Below are 25,978 nucleotides of genomic sequence, written 5' to 3'. Positions count from 1 at the left end.
TCTATTACTTCATAAACCATATTAGGGAAACTTCTTGAATACGGCTTCTCTATAATGTTTGTATTTGTGCTGAAAGAGATATGGATTTAATTTTAATCTGTCGATTAGATGGTCTGTTTCTTTTTCGAATTTATCACCTAATCCAGGTTGCTTCTCTTCATAATATTGAAAGGCAGAAGAATACTCTTCTTCAGCTAGACTAGTTATTTCTAGTTTAAAGGCCACAAAATATTAAGCTGTACGCGAACGTTTTTTTACGTCTTCCCAAGAAGAGGCCTTGAGTTTGCCTTGTTTATATAACGCAGATCTTTTTTCGATTTCAGTTTTCTGTTCATCCGTCATTAAACTTTCACCATCACCAACTTCGTATGATTTAAGCATTTCGTAAACAGCTTCAACCACATTATCCTCCGCCTGAGTAATGTATTCTATAACTTTTTTCTTTATTGCCTTTGATGTCATGCTTATGAATATAAACTCTAATTTAATGAAAATTACTTGAATTTAAAAGTGCCATAACGTGCATAAATTTGTTAGCTTGCACGTGATTTAATGCTTATTAGAAAGTCGGTCGAAATTCTGACATTAGTGAAAAATTAGTGTCTTACACACCCAGCTTAGTGTAATTCGTGAAACCTGCCTGCCGTAGTTTAGGCCGTGCGACGGCAGGCAGGTTAGTGTTTTACTAACCCAGTTTCGTCCCACTCATGTCGCAAATCTTCAAAAACTCCGTTTCCGTCACTTTTCCAACACTCAATCTTCCAAGCCTTACTAAGTCCATATTTGCAAAAAACGGATCTTTCTTGAGCGTTTCTAAACTAATAGGTTTTTTAAGGTCTTTTACCGGGGCAAAATCCACCGCCAGCCAAGCCGTTTCTTTGGTAGTCGGATCCTGATAACTTTCTTTCACCACTTTGGCAATTCCAACAATTTCAACCCCTTCGTTACTGTGGTAATAAAAGGCATAATCTCCCTTTTTCATATCCCGCAGATTGTTGCGGGCGGCATAGTTGCGAACCCCCGTCCAATCTGTTTTTTTGTCTTTTTTAAGTTGCTCCCAGCTGTAAGCGGAGGGTTCTGATTTTATAAGCCAATAGTTCATGAAACGAAGATTTTTAATGATTTTGTGTTAAAAGTAAGACTTCTTTGAACTACCGCAAAAAATCCAGCAAAATACTCTTGTTTTTACTCAAAATATGCCTACATTTGCACCCGAATTCAAAAACAAGATAGTTTTTTAAGCAGATGGCCAATAAAATCAATACTTCCGGGATAAAGCAACTCGTTTTAGCGATAATTTTTACATTTATTTCTTTTTTCGCTTTTAGCTCAAGTCCGGTAGAGCACGATTCTATACCACACGAAGTGGTAGCCGAAGCTCATGCTGCTGAAGCACACGCAAAACCAAAAGTAAACATCTCTGAAATAGCTTTTGAACATATTTTAGACTCTCATTCATGGCATTTATGGGGCGAGCATGAAGATGCAGTTTCTATGCCTTTGCCAGTTATTTTAAAAACCAACAACGGTTTAGTAACTTTTATGTCTTCAGAATTTCACCACGACGCTCATGGAATGCATGTGGTTGAGAAAAACGGCGAGCGTTTTGTGAACTACAAAGAGAGTATTTATTACGCTTCTGAAACGGCAAATGAGCACGGACAATTTGTAACTTTCGAAGTAAACGAAAAAGGAGAGGCGGGAAAAAATATTACGAACGCCATGCCGTTTGATTTTTCTATTACTAAAAACGTAACCCAGTTATTATTCTCTGCTTTATTATTGATTCTAATTTTCACTTCGGTTGCAAGAGCTTACAAAACACATGGTGTTACTTCGGCTCCAAAAGGGAAACAATCTTTCCTTGAGCCATTAATTGTTTTTGTACGTGACGATATTGCTAAAGAAAACATTGGCTCAAAAGGTGAAAAATTTGTTCCGTATCTTTTAACTGTTTTCTTTTTAATCCTCATTAATAATATTTTCGGACTTATTCCAATTAGCGCCAACCTAACAGGAAACATAGCTTTTACTTTGGTTCTTTCTATTTGTACTTTGGTGGTTACCAACATCAATGGAAACAAACACTACTGGGGACACATCTTCACACCTCATGCTCCAAAGGCTTTATGGCCAATTTTAATTCCTATTGAAATCATCGGAATCTTCACAAAACCATTTGCCTTAATGATTCGTTTGTTCGCAAACATTAGTGCGGGTCACATCATCATCATCTCTTTGGTGGGATTAATTTTCTTATTCGAAAGTGTTCTTATCTCTCCGGTTTCTGTAGCATTTGCCCTATTCATTGATGTGCTTGAAGTATTGGTAGCAGTTTTACAAGCATACATCTTTACATTATTAACGTCTTTATTTATTGGTTCGGCAGTTGGCGATACCAATGAAGACGGTGCGCACACCTCAGATGATGATTTGGCGCACGCAAAACATTAAAAGAAAATTTAATAACAAATAAAAACAACAAAACAATGATCACAGGAAGTATCGCAGCAGTAGGTGCAGGTTTATCGGTAATTGGAGCCGGAATCGGTATCGGACAAATTGGTGGACACGCAATGGATGCCATCGCACGTCAACCAGAAGCATCTGGAAAAATTACAACAACTATGCTAATCGCAGCAGCCCTTGTAGAAGGTGTGGCTCTTTTCGGTGTAGTAGTAGCACTTCTGTAATTAAAAACCTAAAACCAAAACCTTTACGGTTGGTAAAGGTTTTGGTTTAATTTTGAGACTAAACAAAAATTAAATAATAAAAACACATGAATAGTTTATTCATTTTAGCAAGTTTAATTGAACCAGGAATTGGTTTAATTTTCTGGACAACCATCGTTTTTCTTTTGTTGGTTGGAATTCTTGGCAAATTTGCCTGGAAACCAATTCTTACAGCTATTAAAACGCGTGAAGAAGGTATTACCAAAGCTTTAGCAAGTGCAGAAAGCGCATTAAACGATATGCGTGAGTTAAAATCAGCAAACGAAATGATTTTAACGCAAGCACGTACCGAGCGTGACAACCTTTTAAAAGAAGCTCGCGAAACTAAAGATTCAATTATTGCTGAAGCGAAAGTGAAAGCACAAAATGAGTCGGATAGAATCATGACTTCTGCACGTGAGCAAATTACAAACGAAAAAAATGCTGCAATTGCAGAATTAAAAAAGCAAGTAGCTGTTCTTTCTATTGAAATTGCTGAAAAAATATTAAAATCAGAATTATCAAACGATGAGAAACAAAAAACATTGGTAACCAATTTAATGAAAGACGTAACCCTGAATTAAAATGATAGTTGCAAACAGATACGCTAAATCTTTAATGGATCTTGCAGTTGAGTCAAAACAACTTGAGGTTGTTAGAGCCGATATGCAAAGCATTGAGCAGGTGTGTAAAGAAAATCGTGAATTCGAATTATTCTTAAACAGCCCGGTTATTAAAACCGATAAAAAACTGGTTGTGATGAATGAGATCTTCAAGGGTAAAATATCTGATCTTACTTTATCTTTTTTAAACCTAATTACTTCTAAACACCGCGAGTCTTTGGTAGGGCATATTGCTGCTGCTTTTGACGATCAATATAAAACAAACAAAAATATTTTTACTGCTGTTGTTACATCTGCTAAAGGTTTAGACGCTGCTACCAAACAAAAAGTAAAAGACCTGGTTAAATCTCAAATGAACGGAGAAGTAGAGTTGATTGAAAAAATTGACGCAAACACTATCGGTGGTTTTATTTTGAGAATTGGCGATAAACAGTTAGACAAAACGGTTGCAAGACAATTAAGCAACCTTAAAAAAGAGTTATTAAATAAAGAATTAAATTAACAAACCATACAAAAATGGCTGAAATAAAACCAGCAGAAGTATCTGCAATTTTAAGACAACAATTAAGCGGCTTCAAAAGTGAAGCTCAATTAGAAGAAGTAGGAACTGTATTACAAATAGGTGATGGTATCGCTCGTATTTACGGTCTATCTAAAGTTCAGTCAGGTGAGTTGATTGAGTTTGAAACTGGTGTACAAGCAATCGTATTAAATCTTGAAGAAGATAACGTTGGTGCTGTATTATTAGGTTCTAGCGAAGGAATTCGTGAAGGCAGTTCGTGTAAACGTACTAGCCGTATCGCTTCTATTAAAGTAGGAGAAGGTATGTTAGGCCGTGTGGTGGATACTTTAGGTATGCCAATTGATGGAAAAGGACCTATTACTGGAACTACTTATGAAATGCCGTTAGAGCGTAAAGCGCCAGGTGTTATCTACCGTCAGCCGGTAACGGAGCCGTTACAAACTGGTATCAAAGCAATTGATGCGATGATTCCTATCGGTCGTGGTCAACGTGAATTAGTTATTGGTGATCGTCAAATTGGTAAAACTGCGGTTTGTATCGATACAATCATTAATCAAAAAGAATTTTATGCAGCTGGTCAACCAGTATTTTGTATTTATGTAGCCATTGGACAAAAAGCGTCTACGGTTGCTAACGTAGTACGTGTGTTGGAAGAGAACTGTGCAATGCCTTATACAGTGGTTGTTGCAGCAAGTGCAGCTGATCCTGCCCCATTACAATTTTATGCTCCTTTCGCAGGCGCTGCTATCGGAGAATTTTTCCGTGATACTGGTCGTCCTGCATTAATCGTGTTTGACGATTTATCTAAACAAGCGGTTGCTTACCGTGAGGTGTCGTTATTATTGCGTCGTCCTCCAGGACGTGAAGCATATCCTGGTGACGTGTTTTACCTTCACTCTCGTTTATTAGAACGTGCTGCGAAAATTAACGCGAACGATGATATCGCAAAAAGCATGAACGATTTACCTGAGTCTATTAAACATATGGTTAAAGGTGGTGGTTCATTAACAGCGTTACCTATCATTGAAACACAAGCAGGTGACGTTTCAGCTTACATTCCAACCAACGTAATTTCGATTACCGATGGTCAGATTTTCCTTGAGACAAACTTATTTAACTCGGGTATTCGTCCAGCGATTAACGTTGGTATCTCGGTATCACGTGTGGGTGGAAATGCTCAGATTAAATCGATGAAAAAAGTTGCAGGTACTTTAAAATTAGACCAAGCTCAATACCGTGAATTAGAGGCGTTCTCTAAATTTGGTTCTGACTTAGATGCGGCCACAAAATCCGTTTTAGATAAAGGAGCACGTAACACAGAAATCCTTAAACAAGGGCAGTTCTCTCCATTCCGTGTTGAACAACAAATTGCGATTATTTATTTAGGAACTAAAAATTTATTAAGAAGCGTTCCGATTAATAAAGTAGGAGAATTTGAAGCTGAGTTCTTAGATACTTTAGAGCGTAAGAATAAACAAACATTGGACGAATTAAAAGCAGGTCAATTCAACGATAATATTACAAAAACGTTGGAAACTGTTGCTGCTGATTTGTTAGCGAAATACAAATAAGAATTGTAAATTTTAAGTGTTTAGTTTTTAATAGAAGTAATATTAAAAACTTAAAACTAACCACTAAAAACTAATTTGAATGCCAAGTTTAAAGGAAGTAAGAAATAAGATAGTATCCGTTGGTTCAACGATGCAGATTACAAGTGCCATGAAAATGGTGAGTGCTGCGAAGTTAAAACGTGCTCAGGATGCTATTACTCAAATGCGCCCTTATGCAAACAAACTAAAAGAAATTTTAGAAAATGTAAGCGGAAGTGTGGATGCGTCTGAAAACATTTATGCAAGAAACACTTCTGTAAAAAAGGTGTTGATTATTGCGATTTCATCAAATCGTGGATTAGCAGGCGCATTTAACTCTAACATCATTAAAAAAACTAATCTTCTTATTCAAAATGAATACGCTGGATTAGATGTAACTGTTATTCCTGTAGGTAAAAAAGTACACGACGCTTTTAGAAGAACTAAATATTTTATTAGCGGACAAGATCTTCCACATCACACGAGTACTTTATTTGACAAATTAAGTTATGAAAATGCTGCGCCGGTTATGGAAAAGATAATTGACGCTTTCTTAACTAAAGAGTTTGATAAAGTGGTTGTAGTGTACAATCAATTCAGAAACGCTGCGGTTCAAATTCCTACTGAAGAACAATTATTACCTGTGCTGCCTGCTGCTTCTGAGACTAAAACTAGCAATACAGATTATATTTACGAACCGAGTCAGGAATATATTGTAAACGAATTAATTCCTCGTTCTGTAAAAACTCAGTTTTACAAAGCATTATTAGATTCATTTGCTAGTGAGCATGGCGCGCGTATGACTGCCATGCATAAGGCAACCGATAACGCTAAGGCGATGCAGCGTGATTTAAAAATCATGTACAACAAGGCGCGTCAAGCTTCTATTACCAAAGAAATCCTCGAGATTGTTGGTGGAGCAGAAGCCTTAAAAGGTTAAAACACTTTAAAGCCCTTTGATTTCAAAGGGTTTTTTGTTGGGACAAACGGCGTTGAACATAAATAACATGAATTAGTATAAAAAGGTTGTCATAGCACTGTAGTTTATTGTACTTTGCAACCGAATTAAAATTCTTTTTAAAACAATTAAATGGCAATACTTATATTTTTAATCCTTCACTGGTATTTATCTCTTTTCGGTCAGACTTTTTTCCTTCACAGATACGCAGCTCATAAAATGTTCACCATGAATAAATTCTGGGAAAAATTCTTTTACATTTTTGCCTGGGTGACTCAAGGTTCTTCTTATTTAAACGCTAGAGCTTACGCTATATTACACCGTATGCACCATGCTTACAGTGATACGGAGCAAGATCCACACACGCCACATTTTTTTAAAGAAGTATTTACCATGATGATGCACACTAAAAAAGTGTACAACGATGTTTTAAATCACCGTGTTGAGGTTGATCCTAAATTCGATAGAAACTATCCTGTTTATCCAGTAATTGATAAAATTGCCGATAGCTGGGCTAGTCGTTTGACATTTGCAGCCTTATATATTGCTTTTTACGCGGTTTTTGCAACGCAATGGTGGATGTTTCTCTTTCTCCCTATAAACTTCTTAATGGGGCCAATTCAAGGCGCTGTGGTTAACTGGGCTGGACATAAATACGGATACCGTAATTTTGAAAGCGATGATCATTCTAAAAACACTCTGTTATGGGATATTTTATTAATGGGTGAATTATTTCAAAACAACCATCATCAAGCGGGCTCAAGACCTAATTTTGCAGCTAAATGGTATGAGTTTGATCCTACCTATCCAATCATCTTGTTATTTAATAAGATTGGGATTATTAAGTTAGCAAGGGTCTAGTTGCATTATTAGAATAAATTCATTTGTTTGCTTTCACTCAAAGCGTTCTTATACACCGATAGCGTTCTCAATCTTGCTTCAGCATGGTCTACCATAGGACCTGGATATTTTTTTGTTCCAAATTCAGGAACCCATTTTTTTATGTAAATAAAATAAGGATCGAACCTTTTTTGTTGTTCGGTTGGATTAAAAATTCTAAAATAAGGAGCAGCGTCGCAACCACTACTGGCAGCCCATTGCCAGCCTCCATTATTGGCGCTCAAATCAAAGTCATTTAGTTTTTGTGCGAAATAAGCTTCACCCCAACGCCAATCAATTAACAAATCTTTAATCAAAAAACTACTGGTAATCATGCGGACACGGTTATGCATAAAGCCTGTAGCATTTAATTCGCGCATGCCGGCATCTACGATAGGAAAACCCGTTTCGCCTTTGCACCATTTTTCAAATTCCACTTCGTTGTTTCTCCAACGAATATAATCGTAATCTTTCTTAAAAGCAGATTTGGCCACATGTGGAAAATTAGAAAGAATCATCATATAAAAATCGCGCCAGATTAATTCGTTTAACCATGTTTCGCTAAGAGGTAAAGACTTTGCAACCAATTGTCTTATACTAACTGTTCCAAAGCGTAAATGAACACTTAAGCGGCTAGTGCCTTCAATAGCGGGGTAATCGCGCTGTTCTTTATATTTTTGAATGAGTAAATCGTTTACTTTTATTTTTTCAGGCAAACGAATATCTGTTTTTTCAAAACCTAAGTACTTTAGTTCTGGGATTGAATTCGCAGTAACTGTTGCGAAATTTTTAAAATACTTTTTAGTCGGATATGCTCGGTAATAAAAGGGGATTAATGCTTTTTTCCATTTATTGCTGTAGGGTGTAAACACCGTGTAAGGCTTACCATCGTCTTTTGTAATTTCTGTTTTTTCGAAAACACATTGATCTTTAAATGTTTTAAATTCTATTCCGTTTTTTTCAAGCAGATTTTTAATTAATAAATCGCGTTCGATTGCTTGCGGCTCGTAATCGTGGTTTGCATAGACATTTTTTATGCCATGCGTTTTAAGTAAGGATTTAAAAGTGTTCTCAGTAGTACCAAAGTGCACTAATAATGAGCTTCCCAGACTCAATAACTCTTTATGGATTTTTGAAATTGCTTGATGAATAAAATCAACACGTCTGTCGTATTTATTTTCAAGCTGATTTAAAATAGTTGTATCAAAAATAAAAATCGGAAGGACGGATTTGTTTTCGCGAAGCGCGTGGTATAAGCCCGCATTATCGTTTAGACGTAAGTCACGTCGAAACCAAAATAATGTATGCTCGTCTGCCATGTTTTAATTGTTTCTTTTAGTAATTTCTTCCATTAATATTTTACGCGCTATAAAAATTCTACTCTTAATGGTTCCCAGGGGCAGCGACATTTCTTTTGCAATCTCTTCGTATTTGTAACCCAGGTAATATCGTGTAAAAGGCACCTTATAGCCATCTTCAAGACTTTCAATGTGTTTAATAATTTCTTTGGCATGAATACGACTTTCGCATTGATCGTAGCTATTTTGTTTAAAGGCACGGTTCATTGCAATGTCATCTCCCTTACTAATTAGCTGTTTAGTTTTTCTATTTCTTCTATAGGCATTTATAAAGGTGTTTTTCATAATGGTAAATAACCAGGCCTTTAAATTGGTGCTCTCTTCAAATTTGCTTCTGTAGGTTAGAGCCTTCACATAGGTATCCTGCAGCAAATCTAAAGCATCGTCTACATTGTGAGTAAGACTTAAGGCAAAGTTTTTCAGAGAATTTCTTTCCTGTACAATTCTTGTATTAAATTCAATTGCTGTCATTATTTCCAAATTTACTACAAATGTACAGTTTTGTTTAATGTTTTTATATTAAAGTTAAACAAAACTCAGAAACAATTGATTGTCACGCTATTACAAATGCGAATGCGCTCGTTTTTTAGATTAGATAGCCGTTTATTTCAGATAAAAATGTATTTTCGCGTTTCAAAATTTATACAAATGTCGAGTCAACTAAGCGAACAAGAGGTATTAAGAAGACAAAAATTAAGTGAATTAACCGCATTAGGAATTAATGCTTATCCTGCTGAAGAATTTAAAACAAATGCTACAGCGTTAGACATAAAGGAAAATTACGAGCGTGATAAATTAAATTATAAGGATATTTCAATTGCCGGCCGTATCATGAGCGTTCGCGATATGGGAAAGGCTAGTTTTGCTGTTATTCAAGATGCAACAGGCCGAGTACAGTTATATGTTCGTAAAGACGATATTTGTCCTGGTGAAGACAAAACTTTATACGATGTTATTTGGAAAAAGCTTATTGACATTGGAGATATTATTGGTGTAGAAGGATATGTTTTCACAACAAAAACTGGAGAAATTTCACTTCACGTAACTTCCCTTAAAATTTTAAGTAAATCTCTGAAACCTTTGCCAATTGTAAAAACCGACGAAGATGGAAAATCATTTGACGAGGTAAGCGATCCTGAATTTAGATTCCGTCAACGTTACGTAGATTTAATTATTAATCCACAAGTACGCGATACCTTTAAGAAAAGAACGCAGTTGGTAAATTCTATTCGTCAGAGTTTAAACAACGCTGGCATGTTGGAAGTGGAAACGCCTATCTTACAAAGTATCCCTGGAGGTGCAACTGCCAGACCATTTATAACACATCACAATGCATTAAATATGCCGTTGTATTTACGAATCGCAAATGAGTTGTATTTAAAACGTCTTATTGTTGGCGGTTTTGAGGGCGTGTTTGAATTTGCAAAAGATTTTAGAAATGAAGGCATGGATCGCACACACAATCCTGAATTTACCATTCTTGAATTTTACGTGGCTTACAAAGACTATAATTGGATGATGAGCTTCACTGAAAAATTACTTGAGAAAGTTGCTATGGATCTTTACGGGAGAAGCGAGGTAACGGTTGGCGACAAGCAGATTGACTTTAAAGTTCCATTTAAAAGGGTTACCATGTACGAAGCAATTAAAGAATTTACTGGTTTTGAAATTGGTGGAATGAGTGAGGCCGAGCTACGCGATGTTTGTAAAAAACTGAACATTCACACGGAAACAAGTATGGGTAAAGGAAAACTTATTGATGAAATCTTTAGTGAAAAGTGTGAAGGGAATTATATTCAGCCAACATTTATAACAGATTATCCGGTTGAAATGAGCCCTTTAACCAAAAAACACCGCAGCGCTGAAGGTTTAGTAGAACGTTTTGAGTTAATGGTAAACGGAAAAGAAATCGCAAATGCTTACAGCGAGTTAAATGATCCAATTGATCAACGCGAACGTTTTGAAGAGCAAGTTCGGCTAATGGAGCGCGGTGACGATGAGGCGATGTTTATTGATCATGATTTTTTGAGAGCGCTTGAGTACGGTATGCCTCCAACAGCGGGCATTGGAATTGGAATTGATCGTTTAACAATGTTGTTTACCAATAATGTAAATATTCAAGAGGTTCTTTTCTTTCCGCAAATGCGCCCAGAGGTGCAGGTAAACGAGGAACAGGCGCATTCATGAGTTCCAAAATATAAAATAATAACCTCGAACTAAATGCGACCTGAGGTAACATCTAGCGCCGAATAGTCGCATTCATGAGAACAAAAATATAAAATAAACAACTCGAACTAAATGAGACCAGAAGCGGTTGTTAGCGAAGAAACGCCTCATTCTTGAGTCTCAAAAGATAAAACGGTAACAATAGCTGGCTTTCCTGCTTAACTAGGTATATATTAGGTTTCACTATTTATTTAAAAGTGAAGGCAGATTTATACTTATATTTATCCTTTAAATATTGTGCGTATCCCATTCAAAATACTAATTTCATTCGCTTTTCTGGCTTTTATAGCATTGGGTTGCGAGGAGCCAAAAAAGGAAGAACCTGTGGTTAAACCGCGCGCCTTTCCTGGATATCACATTTTATTAGATGAAATTCTTCGTTCGCAAGATGGTGTATTTAGGGGAATTAATCTGAACGCCGATCCTGACTTAGTGAAAAAAAACGAAAGTGTTCCTCCTATTGAAGACGCTGAAGAGCATATATACTATGAGTTTAAGGCAGATAGCCAGACCAATTATTCTATTGATTACACATTTGCTGAAGATAGCTTAGAAGAGATCAGTGTTCAAATAAACACCGATGACCTAGATTTAAGCTCGTACTTGTTCTGTGACTTAAAAGATTATTACGCTAACAAACTTCCAAATCCAACGGAAGACAAGGGACAAATCGTTTACAATTGTTTTAAAGGACAGCGAAAACCCTTTGTTGTGTCGCTAAGCGACAATTCTAGTCCAAGTAAAGGGATTATCAACATGGTGATTTACAAGGATAAATAAAGCCTTAGGCTAAAGGCGAATACCGCTAAAGTTAGTTTTTTAGAATTTTTTTAACCGCAATCAATTTGTTTTCCGAATAAAATTTAAAAATATATACTCCGGGATTTAATTCGGAAAGATCAAAATCACTTGAATTTATTGGTCTCAGATTGCCCAATGTTCTTCCGAACAAATCTTCATAATTGCAATTTAAATTTTCAAAGTGTTGTTCCGGGGTTTCAATAGTAAGCATGCTATTTACAGGATTAGGAAATATTGAAAAATTGTTTGACAAATAATTTTCTTTTATGCCAACAGGAATATCGGTCACCCAGGTCTCTGTTAAACGCTTATCGCCTTCACCAAGCCCGCAGCTATAAAAAAAATTAGTTCCCAGAGCACAACTCATTCCACCTCTTCTGCCAACACCGGGTATATCAGGACCTTGCAGCCAAGAGGAATCGGACTCATTGAAATACCAAATATCTTTATAAAAATGGTTCAGACTATCCTGTCCCCCAAACACAAACAGCTTGCCACTGGCCACATTTAAAGAAGAATACACTCTGCCTTCAGGTAAAGCAAAATTGGTAATCTTGCTCCAGTTGTCTGTCGCAGGTGTATACCTGTATAACTCTTTGCGATAGAAACCAGAACTGTCGCGCCCAAATATCAGATAACCTGAATTGTTATGCACAGTGGCGCTTGCACGCCATCTTCCGGAAAAAGGATAATTATTTTTTTGAACCCAGGAGTCATTACTTATAGTGTATTCCCATACTTCAGCACTTGCTTTGCCGTTTTGAAATTTACCACCACTAATGATAACCTTATCGCCAAAATTCATGCAAACCGCACCAATTAAGCCATTACCAGGCTTAGAAGCTACTGCTATCCACGTATTAGTTGCAGTGTCATACTTATACATGCTGTTAAGCGCGCCACCAACACCATCACCACCAAACACATAAAAACAGTTGTTTCCTGCGAAGGCACAGGCATATTGCCTTTCTGTGGTGCCAGGCATAGTAGACATAGTGGACCAGGAATAATTGGTAAGATCTAAAACATGAAAATCAATGGTAGCAGCCCATTCAATTAAACCAGTACCGAAATAAGCTTTATTATTTACCACCACTGCGACGCCGTCATCACGTTTTAATGCAGGGAAATCAGGAAGCTGAATCCAAAGTTGAGCCGAAACACTAAAATTCAGGAATAGGAAAGTAAAAAGTAATTTCATGGGAGGGTTTTTTAATTAACGGATTAACGGCGGTTTTAGTATCCAACAAAAAAGCCACCCTGTTTATGGATGGCTTCCTTCTAAAATTATTTTTTGCCTGAGAAAAATTAAGCAGTACCAGTTTTACGAACGCCAGTTGTTTTCTTAACACCAACGCTTGTTTTGGCTTTAGAAGAATCTTTCGTAGGATTTTTCTTCACCTTATTTTTTTCTTCAGCTTTTACAGTTTTTGTTTTTTCTTCACCTTCTTTGGCTTCTTCTTTTTCTTTAAGGCTACCTGTGGTTTGAAGAGCGTTATACCAGTTAATCAATTTGCGCATATTACTTACATAAACGCGCTCTTTATCGTATTCTGGTAATATCTCAGAAAAATATTTTTCTATTTCTTTGTCATCTGATTTGTTGTCAATTGCCGCGCCACCTTTTTCTTTTTCAAAAATAGAGGTCATGATTTCTTCAATAGGTTTGTCGTCACCAGTAGTAAACATACTAATGTCTGTTAAAGTAGAAACTTTGGTAGAAGCATAAACATTTAGACGCTTTTTGTCTGCAAGGCTCTCCACAATAATACCATTTTTGCTTTGTGCAACAATTTTATATAAGCCCGGTTGACCTGAAATAGAAATAATACCTGTTAAATCAATCATATTTTATTTATTATCTTGAAGGGCAAAGATAAGTTTTTAATTTAAAAGGCTTGAAAAAAAGGCTCTTTTTTTTCTAAAATGATGAAATTAACTGCCTTGAGCGATATGGGTCTAAATCCCAGTGAATTAGTAAGGTTTGAACGAAATGATTTTGGCGTTCCTATGTATGCAGCTTTGTTTTAAATCCTTAAATAAGTAATTTAGTAGTCTGCCAATTCTAAATAGATTTTATATTTTTTAAAAGATAAAGACTAACACAAAAAACGTTTACTATGAAATACAAAGCCATTGACAATAATTTATTTATTGAAAACAGAAATAAGTTTAAAAACAATTTAAAACCAAATTCCTTAGCTGTTTTTGTAAGTAACGATATAATGCCTACAAATGCTGACGGAAGTATGGGGTTCAGACAAAACGCCGATCTTTTTTATTTAAGTGGGATTGATCAAGAAGACACGATTCTTGTTATTTTCCCAGATGTAAAGGATGGCAAACACAAAGAAATTTTGTTTGTAAAAGAAACAAGTGAATTAATTGCTATTTGGGAAGGTGCAAAATTAAATAAAGCACAAGCTACAGCGGTGAGTGGGATAGAACATATTTATTGGCATCACGAATTTGAAAAAGTGACGAAAGCATTTTTTATACAGGCTGAAAACATTTACCTGAATAGTAATGAACATACACGCAGATATATCGATACAGAGACTGCACAAGACAGATTTAATAAATCAATTACTGCGAAGTACCCTCTTCATAAAATAGAGCGAAGTGCTCCAATCATGCACAGAATTCGTGCTATTAAAAGCACGCAAGAAATTGATTTGATTCAACAAGCCTGTGATATCACAGAAAAAGGATTTCGCAGACTTTTAGGATTTATTAAACCGGGTGTTTGGGAATATGAAATTGAAGCAGAATTAATTCACGAGTTTGTGCGTAACCGTTCTCAGGGCTTTGCTTATGGACCAATTGTTGCCAGTGGCAGCAGCGCTTGTGTATTACATTACGTAGAAAACAATAGGCAGTGTAAAGATGGGGATGTTATTTTGTTAGATGTGGCAGCAGAATATTCAAATTACGCCAGTGATTTAACACGTGCGCTTCCAGTAAATGGAAAGTATACAAAACGTCAGAAAGAAGTGTACAATGCCGTGTTACGCGTGCACCGTGCAGCGGCTAAGTTATTGGTGCCAGGACAAACATTTGATAAATACAATACAGCTGTTGGTGATTTAATGACAGAAGAGTTATTAAAATTAAATTTATTGAAGAGCGAAGATGTAAAAAAACAAAATCCAAATTGGCCTGCGTATAAAAAATATTTTATGCATGGTACAAGCCACTTTTTAGGATTAGACGTACATGATGTTGGTTTTTTTCAAGAGCCAATTCAAGCGGGAATGGTGTTTACCGTTGAGCCTGGAATTTATATTCAAGAAGAAGGCCTAGGTATTCGTATTGAAAATAATTTGTTGGTAACTACAAACGGACAGTTAGACCTAATGAAGAATATTCCTATTGAAGCAGATGAAATTGAAGAGTTGATGAGTAAAAGTAAGATAATGGCTTAAGTGTTAAATAGGTTGGACTTTTAGGGTTTTCTGGTTAACTTAGTTAAGCTAAAAATCACCCAATGAAAAAACTTCTTCTTTTTACCGCAGCAGTTTTGCTTTTAAACAACGCGTATTCACAAGATCAAACTTTGTTAAATCCTAACCAGTCCTTAATTGCGACTAATCCTTCTTTTGCGGGAAGCAATGGAGCGTTTCGTAATCAGCTGGTAGCGAGAAGCACTAATCCTTTTGTTTCTAATAATAATGCGGTGTATTATAACGCACTGGATGGATATATCAAAAAACTGCATGGAGGGTTGGCCGTATCTGTAGCCATGAATTCTTGGGGCAAAGGCGCGTATCGCAATTCAGAAATCAATTTGGTTTATGCGCCGATTTTTGAATGTAAAGAAACTGGGTTTAAAATAATTCCTTCGATCCAATTTACCGGTTTAAAAAGAGAAGTTGATATTGAGAGTTTGACATTTCAGCAATGGGGCTCGTCGTCAACAATACAAACTCCTAAGAAAACTAATTTAGAGGTAAGCGCAGGCCTATTGTTTAATTACAAAAACTTTTATGCTGGCGGAACAATTTTTCACATAAACCAGCCAGACGTTGGCGCTTATGGCCAGAGCAGACTCCCAGCGCGTTTTAGTTTTAATGCTTCCTACAGTATACCGATTAATCAAAAAACACTAATCAATTTTGCAAGCATTTTTACTAAGCAAAATAATTTCAATAGTTTACTATTTACAGCTAACGCAATTTTTGTAAAACACTTAATACTTGGTTTGGGTTATTCGTATAATGATTCTGGATTTTTAAATTTAGGTTATAGGAGTAATTATTTTAGTGTTAACCTTGGTTATGATGTTGTGCTGAGCAAACTTGCTGGAATTAGAAATGGAGGCTGTCAACTTGCTTTGGCATTGAGTCTCCATAAGAAAGCAGACAATGCCACTCTTAAGAGTTTCGAAAAGTGGTAGGGATTAATTCAAGCCTTAATTTTATGTTAAAGAAGTTTTGCCTCATCATTTTGCTCGCTTGTTTTTCTAAAAAGAGTAGTGCTCAGGGGGAGTCAAATGTTCCGTATCAATCCTTAGTAGCAATTAATCCATCTTTCGCCGGCAGCAATGGTTTGTTAAGGAATCAAACTTTCGCGCAAACACCTATTGAGGCCTTGTTAAATAGCTTTTCTATTAATAACGTATTTGATGCCTATTTGACTTCTTTAAAAAGTGGTGTTGCATTTACAGCTAGATACTATGAGCGTTCTTTAAATTATTCTAGTTCCACTGGAAGTTTCTCTTTTGCGAAATATTTTACTGTTAAGCAGAATTTAAATATAATTCCTTCTATTCAAGTGGGCTATACCACTAACCAAATTAACGAAGGGTACAACGCGAACACTGTTTTTTTGCAACCGGGTACTAATTCCAATTGGGTAAGCGCGGGGTATTTTTCGTTGAATGGAGGTTTACTGATTAATTACAAGAATTTTTACGGAGGTGTAAGTGTGTTTAATATGAATAGACCAGATGTAGGAATTTATAGCGAACAAAAAACTAACCCACTATTCAAAATACACGCTTCCTATAATTTGCGACTGTCGGATAACTGGTTATTTAATTTATATGGACAGTATAGTACACAAAAAAAATATGAAAACCAGTCGGTAACCATCAATGCTTTAATTTTAAAACACTTAATTTATGGAGTGGGGTACCGTTGGAGAGACGCGGCTTTTATGAATGTTGGCTGCAGAACTAATTATTTTGTTGTTCAATTAGTCTATAATAAAAACAGTAGTAGTCCGGCATTTTCAGAAAGCAATCAAGATTACTGGCAGTTCATTATGAGTTTTAATCTACGGAATAAAGAACAACGGAATTCAATTACTAATTTTGAAGCGTGGTAAATTTTCTTGGTTTAAGCAAAGCCATGGCAATCAACAAAAAGAGCGCCCCGTAAATTATTAAATTCAGATATTCTGACGCGTCGCTGAGTCTTCTGCCGATTAAGCCATCCGTGGTAAGCGTTAAACCAACAAAAGACAAAACCACAAAGAGAAGGGTGAAAGAATAAACAATTTTGTAATGTGGCCTGCCCTTTAAATAAAATAATCTAATCAGCGTATATATACAATAAGCGTAGGCGGCTATTAAATAATAAATGGCGTATTTACCCTGATGAGGGAATACCATTGGAGTGGCCATAAATACAAGGGAAATGTCATAAAATAATTTCTTTTTACTTTTAAATTTTTGAAATGGTTTGCCAAACAGAAAGGTTAGAAAGAGAAGCAAAGCTAAACGCGCTACCATTAAAATAGAATTCGTGGTAACGGAATCAAGTGCAAGAAAATTACGCTTTATAGAAAACTCAATAGGGGTTTCCATCACCAAAGAAGGGATAAGTGATGACAGACTGGGCCGGCCCATGTCTTCAAAAATACTATTGCTTTCTGTGTTTGCCAATGAAGATAACCAAGCGTGCATTAATTGATTGTTAAACCCATACCCCAGAACAACGACCGGCAGATAGAGGTAAAAAATAAAAAACAAGATGGTTAGTCCCACGGCGCGGAATTCTCTTTTATAAATCAGGTAAGGTAAAATTGCGACAGGAATAAGTTTAAAGTTAATAATCAAAGCCAACAAGATTGCGCCTGCAATCTGATGTTTCTGAAAAATTAATTTAATCGCTTCTAAAGACGCCCACACCATTAAGAAAGTCATTTGTCCAAGAGCAAGGTTATCAACGATGTAACGTGCTACACAAAGAATTACAAAAATATAAAACCAGTGTCTTTCAAGAAGCGATAATTTATTGACAGGAAGAAAAAAAGGAAGGAGAATAAACGTTCTATATATAACCCAAAAAGTGAACGATAACCAAATTAAATTGTATCCAATTTGTGGAAGGAATTTTAGAGGGAACATCAGTACCGCAAACAACGGACTGTAATAATATTTCAATCCAGCTGGCATTATCCAAACCTCGTAACAACTTTCTCCATTAAAGATCATTTTAGAGGCACTGATGAAAATATCGAAATCTTTATTGTGCTGTACCACACACTCATATAAAAGTAACGCCAGTATAAAAATACCAGCAAAAACTTTAAAATAAATGGAATTTAGAAATTTCATACACCTTTTATAACACTACAATGTATCCAAAATTTCCTTTTTGAATAGGTGTTTGTTTACAAATTATCAATAAAATAATTCGTGATCTTCTCCATCAAATGCGCTCTGTCTTTTCCTAGAACATTGTGTTTATGTCCTGGATAAACATAATAATCAAGTTGTACACCTTTGTCTACCGCTTTCTTTTGGTACATGATGCTGTGTTGCCAAACAACTACATCGTCTTGCGCGCCGTGAATCATTAATAATTTTCCTTTTAATTTATCTACGTGATTCAATAAATTATTTTTATCGTAACCTTCTTTATTTTCTTGGGGTGAATCCATATAGCGTTCACCATACATAATCTCATAATAACTCCAATCGATTACGGGCCCGCCAGCGGCTGCTACCTTAAAAATGCCGGCATTACGTGTCATCAAAGACGTAGTCATAAATCCTCCATAACTCCAGCCGTGAACGCCAAGGCGGGTAGCATCAACATAAGGAAGTCCTTTCAAATACGAAACACCACTTAGTTGATCTTCCATTTCAACAGTGCCCACCTGTCTGTGTATAGCTTGTTCAAAGGCTTTTCCGCGGTTTGAAGTTCCTCTGCCATCTAAAGTAAATATTATAAATCCTTTTTCAGCCATGTATTCATACCATACCTCTCCGCCCGCCATCCAGGTATTAGTAACGAGTTGCGAATGAGGGCCATTATACAAATACACTAAGACAGGATATTTTTTTGTACTGTCGAAATCAACCGGTTTAAACATTCGGCAATAAAGGTCGGTGCCTTGATTGTTTTTGATACTAAACAAAGACCAGTTGCCAGTCTTGTACTCTTTTAGAGGATTTTCTGCTTTATATAAAGTGGCAGACTTTCCGTTTGCCTGAATAAATCTGTATTCACGAGGCGTGTAACAAGAAGTAAAATTATCTAAAAAACAAGAGCCTTCTTTGTTGGAAGCAACTGTATGAAAACCGTTACCTTGTGTCAGACGGGTTATTTTGCCGGATTTTAAATTCACTAAATAAAAATCCTGGTTAACGGGACTTTGTTCATTGGAGTGAAAAAATAAATTTTCACCTTTGCTATCAAAACCGTTTTCAGCCTTCACCTCCCAATTACCTTTGGTAAGCTGCTTAGCAAGACTTCCATCCACATTGTATAAATAGAAATGGTTAAAGCCATCTTTACGGCTTTGCCAGATAAATTGTTTAGGATTGTTTTTTACAAAAAGCATTGGATTGGAAGGCTCTGTATATTTCTCGTCTTTTTCTTCAAATAAGGTTTTTACAAAAGCACCGCTTTGAGCATCGTATTCATTTAGTTTATAATAATTTTGTTCACGATTTAGAATGGCCATGTAAATTTTTTTCTCATCCGGACTCCAGGAAACGTTAGTGAGGTATTGGTCTTTCGGGCCCTCTACTTTTACTTCAGTTGCGGTTTTCTTTTTAAGATCATAAACTAACAATTTAACGTAATGACTTTTGTTGCCGGCCATGGGATATTTAATGTTTTCGTTATGTGCAGGATATGTACTCCAATCGATAATAGGATAATCAGTTACATCTGTTTGATCCATACGATAATAGGCCAGATAATTGCCATTAGGACTCCAATACGTTCCTTTATGAATACCGAATTCATCACGGTGCACACTTTTACCATTAACAATTTCGTATGAACCGTCTTTAGTTATTTGAGTAACTTCTCCGTTGGATGAAATAAAAACATTATTTTCTTTTACATAAGCAAAAACTTCACCTTCTTTAAACTCATCTAGTCCTTCTAACGAAGCATCAGCTGTTTTACGGTCTGACTCACTAATTGTTTTTTTATCGAAATTATAGAGTGATTCACTTTTTTTATTTTTAAAATAAAACGCATTTTCGTTTTTCCATTTTAAAGCGTCAAAAGCTAAAACGGTATCTATACCAACTTGAGCAAGCGTTTTGTTAAACTCTGATAATGACAAAGAAGACACGATCTTTGCATCAACAGTGTTTAAAATAAAAAGTTCGTTTTTATCTATGTAAGAAGCTTTGGCTGAGTTTGGTATAAATCCTAGATTCTGAAGGCGTTTTGGAGCAAGAGTGCTGCGCCCCTTAAGAACCGCATCTTGAATTGTTAGTAATTTGTTTTGGGCTAAACTGGTAATACTTATTAAAAAAGTAAGACTTACACTTAAAAATATTTTTTTCATAATTAAAATTGAAGCCTCTAAAATATCAAAAAAAGTCGGGTATTTGCAGATCTTTTGGGGGGATATTGGAAATTGATAAGCGACTTTGTTTGAGATTTTTTAGAATAGAACAAGAGAGCAGCCTTTCCAAGAATTTCAAATCTTAGTTCGGGTCAAACTCAAGCAAATTACCATTGCTAATAAGTCCCCCATCTGTGTAAAAGCTTAAAACAATTCCTTCCCATTTTTTTGTGACAATTTGCTCTGGATCACTAATACTATAATTGAAAGGAGTTTTGTTTGAGGCGAGATCTTTAAATAAATCTTTTTTCCATTTTTCACTGGCTTCCTTAGCAAAACTTTTAACGCTTTTTTCGAAAGTTGCTTCTGGAACTTTTACGGCAAGGGCACAGAGCGCAGTTTGAATCGCAAGATTATTCTCTGGATTGTTTTCCCCCATTATATAATCTTTAATTGTACTTACTGGATTATTTTTGGCATAAAGAGCGCATAAAGCATCCTCTATTTGAGCTTCTGTTTTAAAACCAAGAATATTACTTATGAGATTAGCCGTGATAATTGTATCCTGACTAATTGCAGCACTCAAACAAACATAATGATTAAAAATATCTGGGTGTTTTACGCTTTGAATTTCTTCGCCCAATGAGTATTTGTGGAGTTTTTCTAAAACAGCTTTTGGATTGAGAACGGTGGCTAGCAATAGTGCATTAGAAGCAATAACAGCATCACGTTTCGCGGTTGAGTCCACTATGACAAGCAGTTCATTTACATTGTAGTTGAGACTTCTTAATAAAAAAGCTGTTTTTTGAAGGGTGATAACTTCTCCCAGAAAGAAGGTAAAGTAATTTTGCTTTGGCGGTAAATAATTTACACCAACAAATGCAAAACCCAGCTTTTTGTGCATCAAATAAAAAAGCTGTGTTTTTTCTTTGTCTGAGTATTGTTTATCACTTACAATTCTTTTTAATAAGGAATTAAAAAACGCATCATCAAAGTAGGATGGCTTATCAGCTTCGTCTATAACGTCTCTGAGTTTTTTATCTATTTCAGTGTAAGAGTAAGTGGTTTCAAGTGTTAGCTTGTTAATAGGTCGTACCTGACAAATATATTTACTAAAAGCAGCGAAGCAAAAAAATAAAACTAAAAACTTTTTCATGTATTTATAATATCAAAGATTTATATTAAAGCATCAAGTAAATTGTCATCTACTAAATTTGGAAGTGTAACTTTTAAATCAGGCCGGCGCGCCATTTCACGTTTAATGGCAAAAATAGCTTCGTCATTACGCGCCCAACTTCTACGGGCTATTCCATTATTCACATCCCAAAAAAGCATTTGTTCAAGTTTTTTTTCTGCTTCGACGCTGCCGTCTAAAACCAAACCAAAGCCACCATTAATTACCTCTCCCCAACCAACACCGCCGCCATTATGTAAACTAATCCAAGTGGCTCCACGAAAGGCATCACCTACAAAATTATGAACGGCCATGTCTGCGGTAAATTTACTTCCGTCATATATATTAGATGTTTCTCTATAAGGACTATCTGTGCCACTTACATCGTGATGATCGCGACCTAATACAATGGGAGCCGAGATCTTACCTTCTTTTATTGCTTTATTTATCGCTTGTGCAATTTTAATTCTTCCTTCGCTATCTGCGTATAAAATACGGGCTTGTGAACCTACAACCAGATTATTTTGCTGCGCCTCTTTAATCCAAATAATGTTATCGTAAAGCTGTTGTTGAATTTCTGAAGGCGCTGTTGCATAAATTTCTTCAAGAACTTCTTGTGCGAGTTTGTCTGTTACTGCCAAATCTTCTGGTTTTGCAGAGGTACACACCCACCTAAACGGGCCAAATCCATAATCAAAACACATAGGACCTAAAATATCCTGCACATAGCTTTTATATTTAAAATCTGTTTTTTGATTATCAGCAAAAACGTCTCCACCTGCCCTTGAAACCTCAAGAAGAAAAGCGTTTCCATAATCAAAAAAGTACATGCCGTTTTTAGTCAAAGCGTTTACAGCATTGATGTGTCGTACCAATGTTTTTTGAACTTCTTGTTTGAATTGCTCGGGTCTTTCGGCCATCATAGTATTACTCTCTTCAAGACTCAGTCCTGCGGGATAGTAACCACCTGCCCAAGGGTTGTGCAATGAACTTTGATCACTGCCAATATCTACTTTTATGTTTTCTTGAACCAGTTTTTCCCACAGGTCAACCACATTTCCTTCATAGGCAAGGCTCACGGCTTCCTTATTTTTTTGAGCTTCTTTTGTTCTTTGTATTAATTTATCGAGATCTGAATATACTTCATCTACCCAAGCCTGAGTGAAACGGGTTTTAACTGCTTTAGGATTTATTTCGGCGGTTATAGAAACAAGTCCTGCAATTTTTGCCGCCTTAGGTTGCGCGCCACTCATTCCACCTAAACCGCAGGTAACAAATAGTTTACCTTTACGCTCTTCTTCCGTTTTAAATTTTTTGCGAGCTGCATTCATAACGGTTATGGTTGTGCCGTGTACAATGCCTTGTGGACCGATATACATAAAACTACCAGCGGTCATTTGTCCGTATTGTGTTACACCAAGCGCATTAAATTTTTCCCAGTCATCTGGTTTACTGTAATTGGGAATCATCATCCCGTTAGTAACAATAAGTCTCGGAGAGTCTTTTGGCGAGGGAAACAAACCCATGGGATGACCACTATATAAAACGAGCGTTTGTTCATCTGTCATGGTGGCAAGGTACTGCATGGTTAAAAGATATTGAGCCCAGTTTTGAAAAACAGAACCATTACCGCCATATGTTATCAGTTCATGCGGATGTTGCGCTACAGCATAGTCGAGATTATTGCTGAGCATGTGCATGATTGCCGCCGCTTGTTTAGATTTGTGCGGATACTCGTTTATTGGCCTTGCATATATTTTGTAATCGGGACGAAAACGGTACATATATATTCTACCGTAAGTTTTTAATTCTTCTGCAAATTCTTTGGCTAGAATAGCGTGATGCTGTTTGTCAAAGTAACGCAGAGCATTGCGTACAGCTAATTTTTTTTCTTCGGAACTAAGAATGTCTTTGCGTTTTGGTGCATGGTTAATGTTTTGATCGTAAGAACTTGGTGATGGAAGGGCTGACGGAATGCCCTGTAAAATCAGATCTTTAAATGAAATTTGCGTTGAGGTTGACATGCAATAATATTATTTTTTTAAATCTTTGTCGAAATTACCTGTTTTTTTGTTATAACCATAAGGACAATGTTTGCAGCCGCTTTTACAGCAATGACCACGCTTTAAGTGGTACTTTTCTGTAAACACAATATAACCTTCTGGACTGTAGTAAAAATCTTCTGGATCTAACTCTTTGTTAAACATTTTCTTTACAAAGATATAAATAAGAGTTTAGTTAAGTCCCATAGTTTTATCAAGAATATAGGTATAAAAAAAGATCCAGCAGTTGCTGAATCTTCCAATCTCATTAACACTACCAAAATAATTATTCTGCCCGTTTAATCGTGCAACCTATTGACTTGGTTTCTTGTGTTTTAGGAGTCTCATTTTTAAGCAAAGCAGCCAAGGCATTTTTTAAATACGCTTCTTTAACTGCTGCAGGATCTTTCACATTGTCATCAATTGCACCTTTGTAAATAAGACCCTTAGCGTTGAACAAAAAGCATTGCGGTGTACGGCCGGCGCCAAATTTATCGGCAAGTTGACTTTTTTCATCTACGGTATAAGCGCATTTTAATTTTTGAGAATTGTAATATTTTACCATTTCTTCAAAGCTGTCGTCTTCGTTGCGTTGTGCTTCATTACTGTTAATTAGGGCACAACCAATCCCATTCGACTGGCAAAAATCAGAATATTCTTTAATTCGCGCCGCACTCAGTTTTACGTATGGGCAGGTATTACAGGAAAAAATTACCAGTAAACCCTTAGCGGTCTTAATTTCGTTTAAACTAAATGAATTGCCGGACACGTCTTTCATTTTATAATCACCCATCGGTACGGGTGAATTTAATGTAAGCTCTTCTAATACTGGAAAACTGATGAAAGAAAACAGAGCAGTGCAAACAGCTAATAAAATAATTGTAAAATAATTTTTATTCTTCATAGCTACGAGTTTTAGTATTTCGAATTTAATTAATTGAAAGCCTATAATAAACCAATTAAGTGTTAAAACCTTAGATTTTAGACGAAACAAGGCAATTGCTTGACATAATTTAGCAATTGTATGATATTTGCCAAGAAATAATGAAGAGTTGTTAAACGAAGGAATTATAATCCAAGTAAAATTTCTTCTGGATTTTTACCTCCAAATAACATGCGACTTGGATTTTCAAGCATTTCTTTTACTTTCACTAAAAAGCCAACACTTTCTTTACCATCAATAATACGGTGATCATAGCTAAGAGCAACATACATCATAGGACGAATCACTACTTGTCCGTTTACCGCCATTGGGCGATCAACAACATTGTGCATTCCTAAAATAGCACTTTGAGGAGGATTGATAATTGGAGTACTCATCATACTTCCGAAAACACCACCATTAGTAATGGTAAACGTACCACCTTCCATGTCAGGGATACCTAATTTACCATCACGGGCTTTAATCGCTAATCCTTTAATACCCATTTCAATCTCTGCTAAACTCATTAATTCAGCATTGCGTAAAACAGGAACCATTAAACCTTTTGGTGCACTCACAGCAATGCCAATGTCACAATATTTGCTATACACAATTTCGTCACCATCAATCATGCCATTTACAGCGGGATAATGAAATAAAGCTTCAGTAACTGCTTTTGTAAAGAAACTCATAAAACCAACATTAGTTCCGTAAACCTCTTTAAATTTATCTTTGTATTTAGCGCGTATAGAATAAATCTCGCTCATGTCTACTTCATTAAAAGTAGTTAGCATAGCGGTTTCATTTTTTACAGCTACCAATCTTTTAGCAACTACTTTGCGTAACGAAGTCATTTTCACACGCTCTTTGTCACGATTACCTTGCCAACTATTGCTGAGTGCTTTTACGGCAGAAGGCAAGCCGTTAGAAAGTGCAGCTAATACATCTTGTTTAGTTATACGACCATCTTTACCACTGCCATTCAATTGATTTGAAGCAATGTTATTTTCTGCCATTATTTTTGCAGCAGCGGGACTGGGTGTCCCTGTTGCGTAGGATTGGCTTGAAGTTTTTACTGGAGCAGTTTCTTGCTGTACCGCTACTTTTTCTTCTTTTTTTGCTTCGACTTTTACTTCAGCTTTCGGAGCTTCTTTTTTTGCTTCAGGTTTGAAAGAGGTATCTATCTTAAGTACAACTTGACCAACTTTTACCGTGTCACCTTCTGCGGCTAATAATTCAATTTTTCCCGATTCTTCGGCATTCAAGGTCAATGTAGCTTTATCGGAATCGATCTCTGCTAACACTTCATCTTTTTCTACAACATCACCAGTTTGTTTTACCCAACGGGCTATTATAACTTCTGTGATCGATTCTCCCGGACTAGGAACTTTTAATTCTACAATTGCCATAAA

26 protein-coding genes are annotated in these 25,978 nt (G+C 36.2%); 12 read left to right on the top strand and 14 right to left on the bottom strand.

Features of this window, described 5'->3' with window-relative positions; all coding sequences use genetic code 11:
• Positions 1-21: 21 nt before the first annotated feature.
• The 3 genes from P2086_RS03265 to P2086_RS03255 all read right to left on the bottom strand — a co-directional run bounded on the left by P2086_RS03265 (position 22) and on the right by P2086_RS03255 (position 1,102).
• Complete coding sequence (locus P2086_RS03265; RefSeq protein ID WP_317899003.1) at positions 22-225, bottom strand: hypothetical protein; 204 nt, start codon at positions 223-225, stop codon at positions 22-24.
• Between the two features lie 6 nt (positions 226-231).
• Complete coding sequence (locus P2086_RS03260; RefSeq protein WP_317899002.1) at positions 232-462, bottom strand: addiction module protein; 231 nt, start codon at positions 460-462, stop codon at positions 232-234.
• Positions 463-685: 223 nt separating this feature from the next.
• A complete protein-coding gene (locus P2086_RS03255; protein WP_317899001.1) occupies positions 686-1,102 on the bottom strand; it encodes an EVE domain-containing protein in 417 nt (138 codons plus the stop codon).
• 143 nt (positions 1,103-1,245) lie between these two features.
• Here P2086_RS03255 and atpB point away from each other — a divergent pair, with 143 nt between their 5' ends.
• The 7 genes from atpB (at position 1,246) to P2086_RS03220 (ending at position 7,265) form a co-directional block, all read left to right on the top strand.
• Positions 1,246-2,454 (top strand): F0F1 ATP synthase subunit A, encoded by a 1,209-nt coding sequence (gene atpB, locus P2086_RS03250; RefSeq protein WP_317899000.1) that lies wholly within the window; start codon positions 1,246-1,248, stop codon positions 2,452-2,454.
• A 38-nt stretch (positions 2,455-2,492) separates the two neighbouring features.
• Positions 2,493-2,693 (top strand): ATP synthase F0 subunit C, encoded by a 201-nt coding sequence (gene atpE, locus P2086_RS03245; protein WP_317900244.1) that lies wholly within the window; start codon positions 2,493-2,495, stop codon positions 2,691-2,693.
• Positions 2,694-2,779: 86 nt separating this feature from the next.
• Positions 2,780-3,295, top strand: a complete 516-nt coding sequence (locus tag P2086_RS03240) for a F0F1 ATP synthase subunit B (protein WP_317898999.1) — start codon at positions 2,780-2,782, stop codon at positions 3,293-3,295.
• Position 3,296: 1 nt separating this feature from the next.
• Positions 3,297-3,836, top strand: a complete 540-nt coding sequence (gene atpH / locus P2086_RS03235; protein WP_317898998.1) for an ATP synthase F1 subunit delta — start codon at positions 3,297-3,299, stop codon at positions 3,834-3,836.
• Positions 3,837-3,850: 14 nt separating this feature from the next.
• Positions 3,851-5,428, top strand: a complete 1,578-nt coding sequence (atpA, locus tag P2086_RS03230; RefSeq protein WP_317898997.1) for a F0F1 ATP synthase subunit alpha — start codon at positions 3,851-3,853, stop codon at positions 5,426-5,428.
• A gap of 79 nt (positions 5,429-5,507) precedes the next feature.
• Entirely contained in the window at positions 5,508-6,386 is an 879-nt protein-coding gene (gene atpG, locus P2086_RS03225; protein WP_317898996.1) for an ATP synthase F1 subunit gamma, read from the top strand.
• Between the two features lie 150 nt (positions 6,387-6,536).
• Positions 6,537-7,265 (top strand): acyl-CoA desaturase, encoded by a 729-nt coding sequence (locus P2086_RS03220; protein ID WP_317898995.1) that lies wholly within the window; start codon positions 6,537-6,539, stop codon positions 7,263-7,265.
• A gap of 8 nt (positions 7,266-7,273) precedes the next feature.
• Here P2086_RS03220 and P2086_RS03215 read toward each other — a convergent pair whose 3' ends face one another.
• Positions 7,274-8,602, bottom strand: a complete 1,329-nt coding sequence (locus P2086_RS03215) for a cryptochrome/photolyase family protein (RefSeq protein ID WP_317898994.1) — start codon at positions 8,600-8,602, stop codon at positions 7,274-7,276.
• A 3-nt stretch (positions 8,603-8,605) separates the two neighbouring features.
• A complete protein-coding gene (locus P2086_RS03210) occupies positions 8,606-9,112 on the bottom strand; it encodes an RNA polymerase sigma factor (RefSeq protein ID WP_317898993.1) in 507 nt (168 codons plus the stop codon).
• A gap of 177 nt (positions 9,113-9,289) precedes the next feature.
• Here P2086_RS03210 and lysS point away from each other — a divergent pair, with 177 nt between their 5' ends.
• Both lysS and P2086_RS03200 read left to right on the top strand, forming a co-directional pair.
• Positions 9,290-10,828 (top strand): lysine--tRNA ligase, encoded by a 1,539-nt coding sequence (gene lysS / locus P2086_RS03205; protein WP_317898992.1) that lies wholly within the window; start codon positions 9,290-9,292, stop codon positions 10,826-10,828.
• Between the two features lie 276 nt (positions 10,829-11,104).
• Positions 11,105-11,647 (top strand): hypothetical protein, encoded by a 543-nt coding sequence (locus P2086_RS03200; protein WP_317898991.1) that lies wholly within the window; start codon positions 11,105-11,107, stop codon positions 11,645-11,647.
• A 31-nt stretch (positions 11,648-11,678) separates the two neighbouring features.
• On the opposite strand, the gene P2086_RS03195 is transcribed toward P2086_RS03200, so the two are convergent.
• Positions 11,679-12,869, bottom strand: a complete 1,191-nt coding sequence (locus P2086_RS03195; RefSeq protein ID WP_317898990.1) for a Kelch repeat-containing protein — start codon at positions 12,867-12,869, stop codon at positions 11,679-11,681.
• A gap of 107 nt (positions 12,870-12,976) precedes the next feature.
• Positions 12,977-13,516 carry a DUF5606 family protein gene (locus P2086_RS03190; RefSeq protein WP_317898989.1) on the bottom strand — a complete coding sequence of 180 codons (540 nt, stop codon included), beginning with the start codon at positions 13,514-13,516 and terminating at the stop codon, positions 12,977-12,979.
• 272 nt (positions 13,517-13,788) lie between these two features.
• On the opposite strand from P2086_RS03190, the gene P2086_RS03185 reads away from it, so the two are divergent.
• The 3 genes from P2086_RS03185 (at position 13,789) to P2086_RS03175 (ending at position 16,996) form a co-directional block, all read left to right on the top strand.
• Positions 13,789-15,093 carry an aminopeptidase P N-terminal domain-containing protein gene (locus P2086_RS03185; RefSeq protein ID WP_317898988.1) on the top strand — a complete coding sequence of 435 codons (1,305 nt, stop codon included), beginning with the start codon at positions 13,789-13,791 and terminating at the stop codon, positions 15,091-15,093.
• Between the two features lie 62 nt (positions 15,094-15,155).
• The gene (locus P2086_RS03180) at positions 15,156-16,064 is read left to right on the top strand and encodes a PorP/SprF family type IX secretion system membrane protein (protein ID WP_317898987.1); all 909 of its coding nucleotides are present in this window, start codon (positions 15,156-15,158) and stop codon (positions 16,062-16,064) included.
• A 23-nt stretch (positions 16,065-16,087) separates the two neighbouring features.
• Positions 16,088-16,996, top strand: coding sequence for a type IX secretion system membrane protein PorP/SprF (locus P2086_RS03175; RefSeq protein WP_317898986.1), 909 nt, complete (start codon positions 16,088-16,090; stop codon positions 16,994-16,996).
• On the opposite strand, the gene P2086_RS03170 is transcribed toward P2086_RS03175, so the two are convergent.
• From P2086_RS03170 to odhB, 7 genes are all read right to left on the bottom strand, one after another.
• Positions 16,977-18,230, bottom strand: coding sequence for a glycosyltransferase family 87 protein (locus tag P2086_RS03170; protein ID WP_317898985.1), 1,254 nt, complete (start codon positions 18,228-18,230; stop codon positions 16,977-16,979). The two genes, P2086_RS03175 and P2086_RS03170, sit on opposite strands and share 20 nt — an antisense overlap.
• A gap of 56 nt (positions 18,231-18,286) precedes the next feature.
• Positions 18,287-20,428, bottom strand: a complete 2,142-nt coding sequence (locus tag P2086_RS03165) for a S9 family peptidase (RefSeq protein WP_317898984.1) — start codon at positions 20,426-20,428, stop codon at positions 18,287-18,289.
• A 142-nt stretch (positions 20,429-20,570) separates the two neighbouring features.
• Positions 20,571-21,584, bottom strand: a complete 1,014-nt coding sequence (locus P2086_RS03160) for a hypothetical protein (protein WP_317898983.1) — start codon at positions 21,582-21,584, stop codon at positions 20,571-20,573.
• Positions 21,585-21,604: 20 nt separating this feature from the next.
• Positions 21,605-23,626 (bottom strand): urocanate hydratase, encoded by a 2,022-nt coding sequence (gene hutU, locus P2086_RS03155; protein ID WP_317898982.1) that lies wholly within the window; start codon positions 23,624-23,626, stop codon positions 21,605-21,607.
• Positions 23,627-23,635: 9 nt separating this feature from the next.
• Positions 23,636-23,809 (bottom strand): C1orf53 family protein, encoded by a 174-nt coding sequence (locus P2086_RS03150; RefSeq protein WP_317898981.1) that lies wholly within the window; start codon positions 23,807-23,809, stop codon positions 23,636-23,638.
• Between the two features lie 121 nt (positions 23,810-23,930).
• Positions 23,931-24,548: a thioredoxin family protein gene (locus tag P2086_RS03145; protein ID WP_317898980.1), complete on the bottom strand. Its 618-nt coding sequence runs from the start codon at positions 24,546-24,548 to the stop codon at positions 23,931-23,933.
• 164 nt (positions 24,549-24,712) lie between these two features.
• Complete coding sequence (gene odhB / locus P2086_RS03140; RefSeq protein WP_317898979.1) at positions 24,713-25,975, bottom strand: 2-oxoglutarate dehydrogenase complex dihydrolipoyllysine-residue succinyltransferase; 1,263 nt, start codon at positions 25,973-25,975, stop codon at positions 24,713-24,715.
• Positions 25,976-25,978: the final 3 nt, after the last annotated feature.

The sequence above is a fragment of the Aurantibacillus circumpalustris genome (assembly GCF_029625215.1).
GTDB lineage: Bacteria > Bacteroidota > Bacteroidia > B-17B0 > Aurantibacillaceae > Aurantibacillus > Aurantibacillus circumpalustris.
The sequence above is the reverse complement of the archived record's forward strand: the minus strand, read 5'-3'. Positions and strand labels throughout refer to the sequence as shown.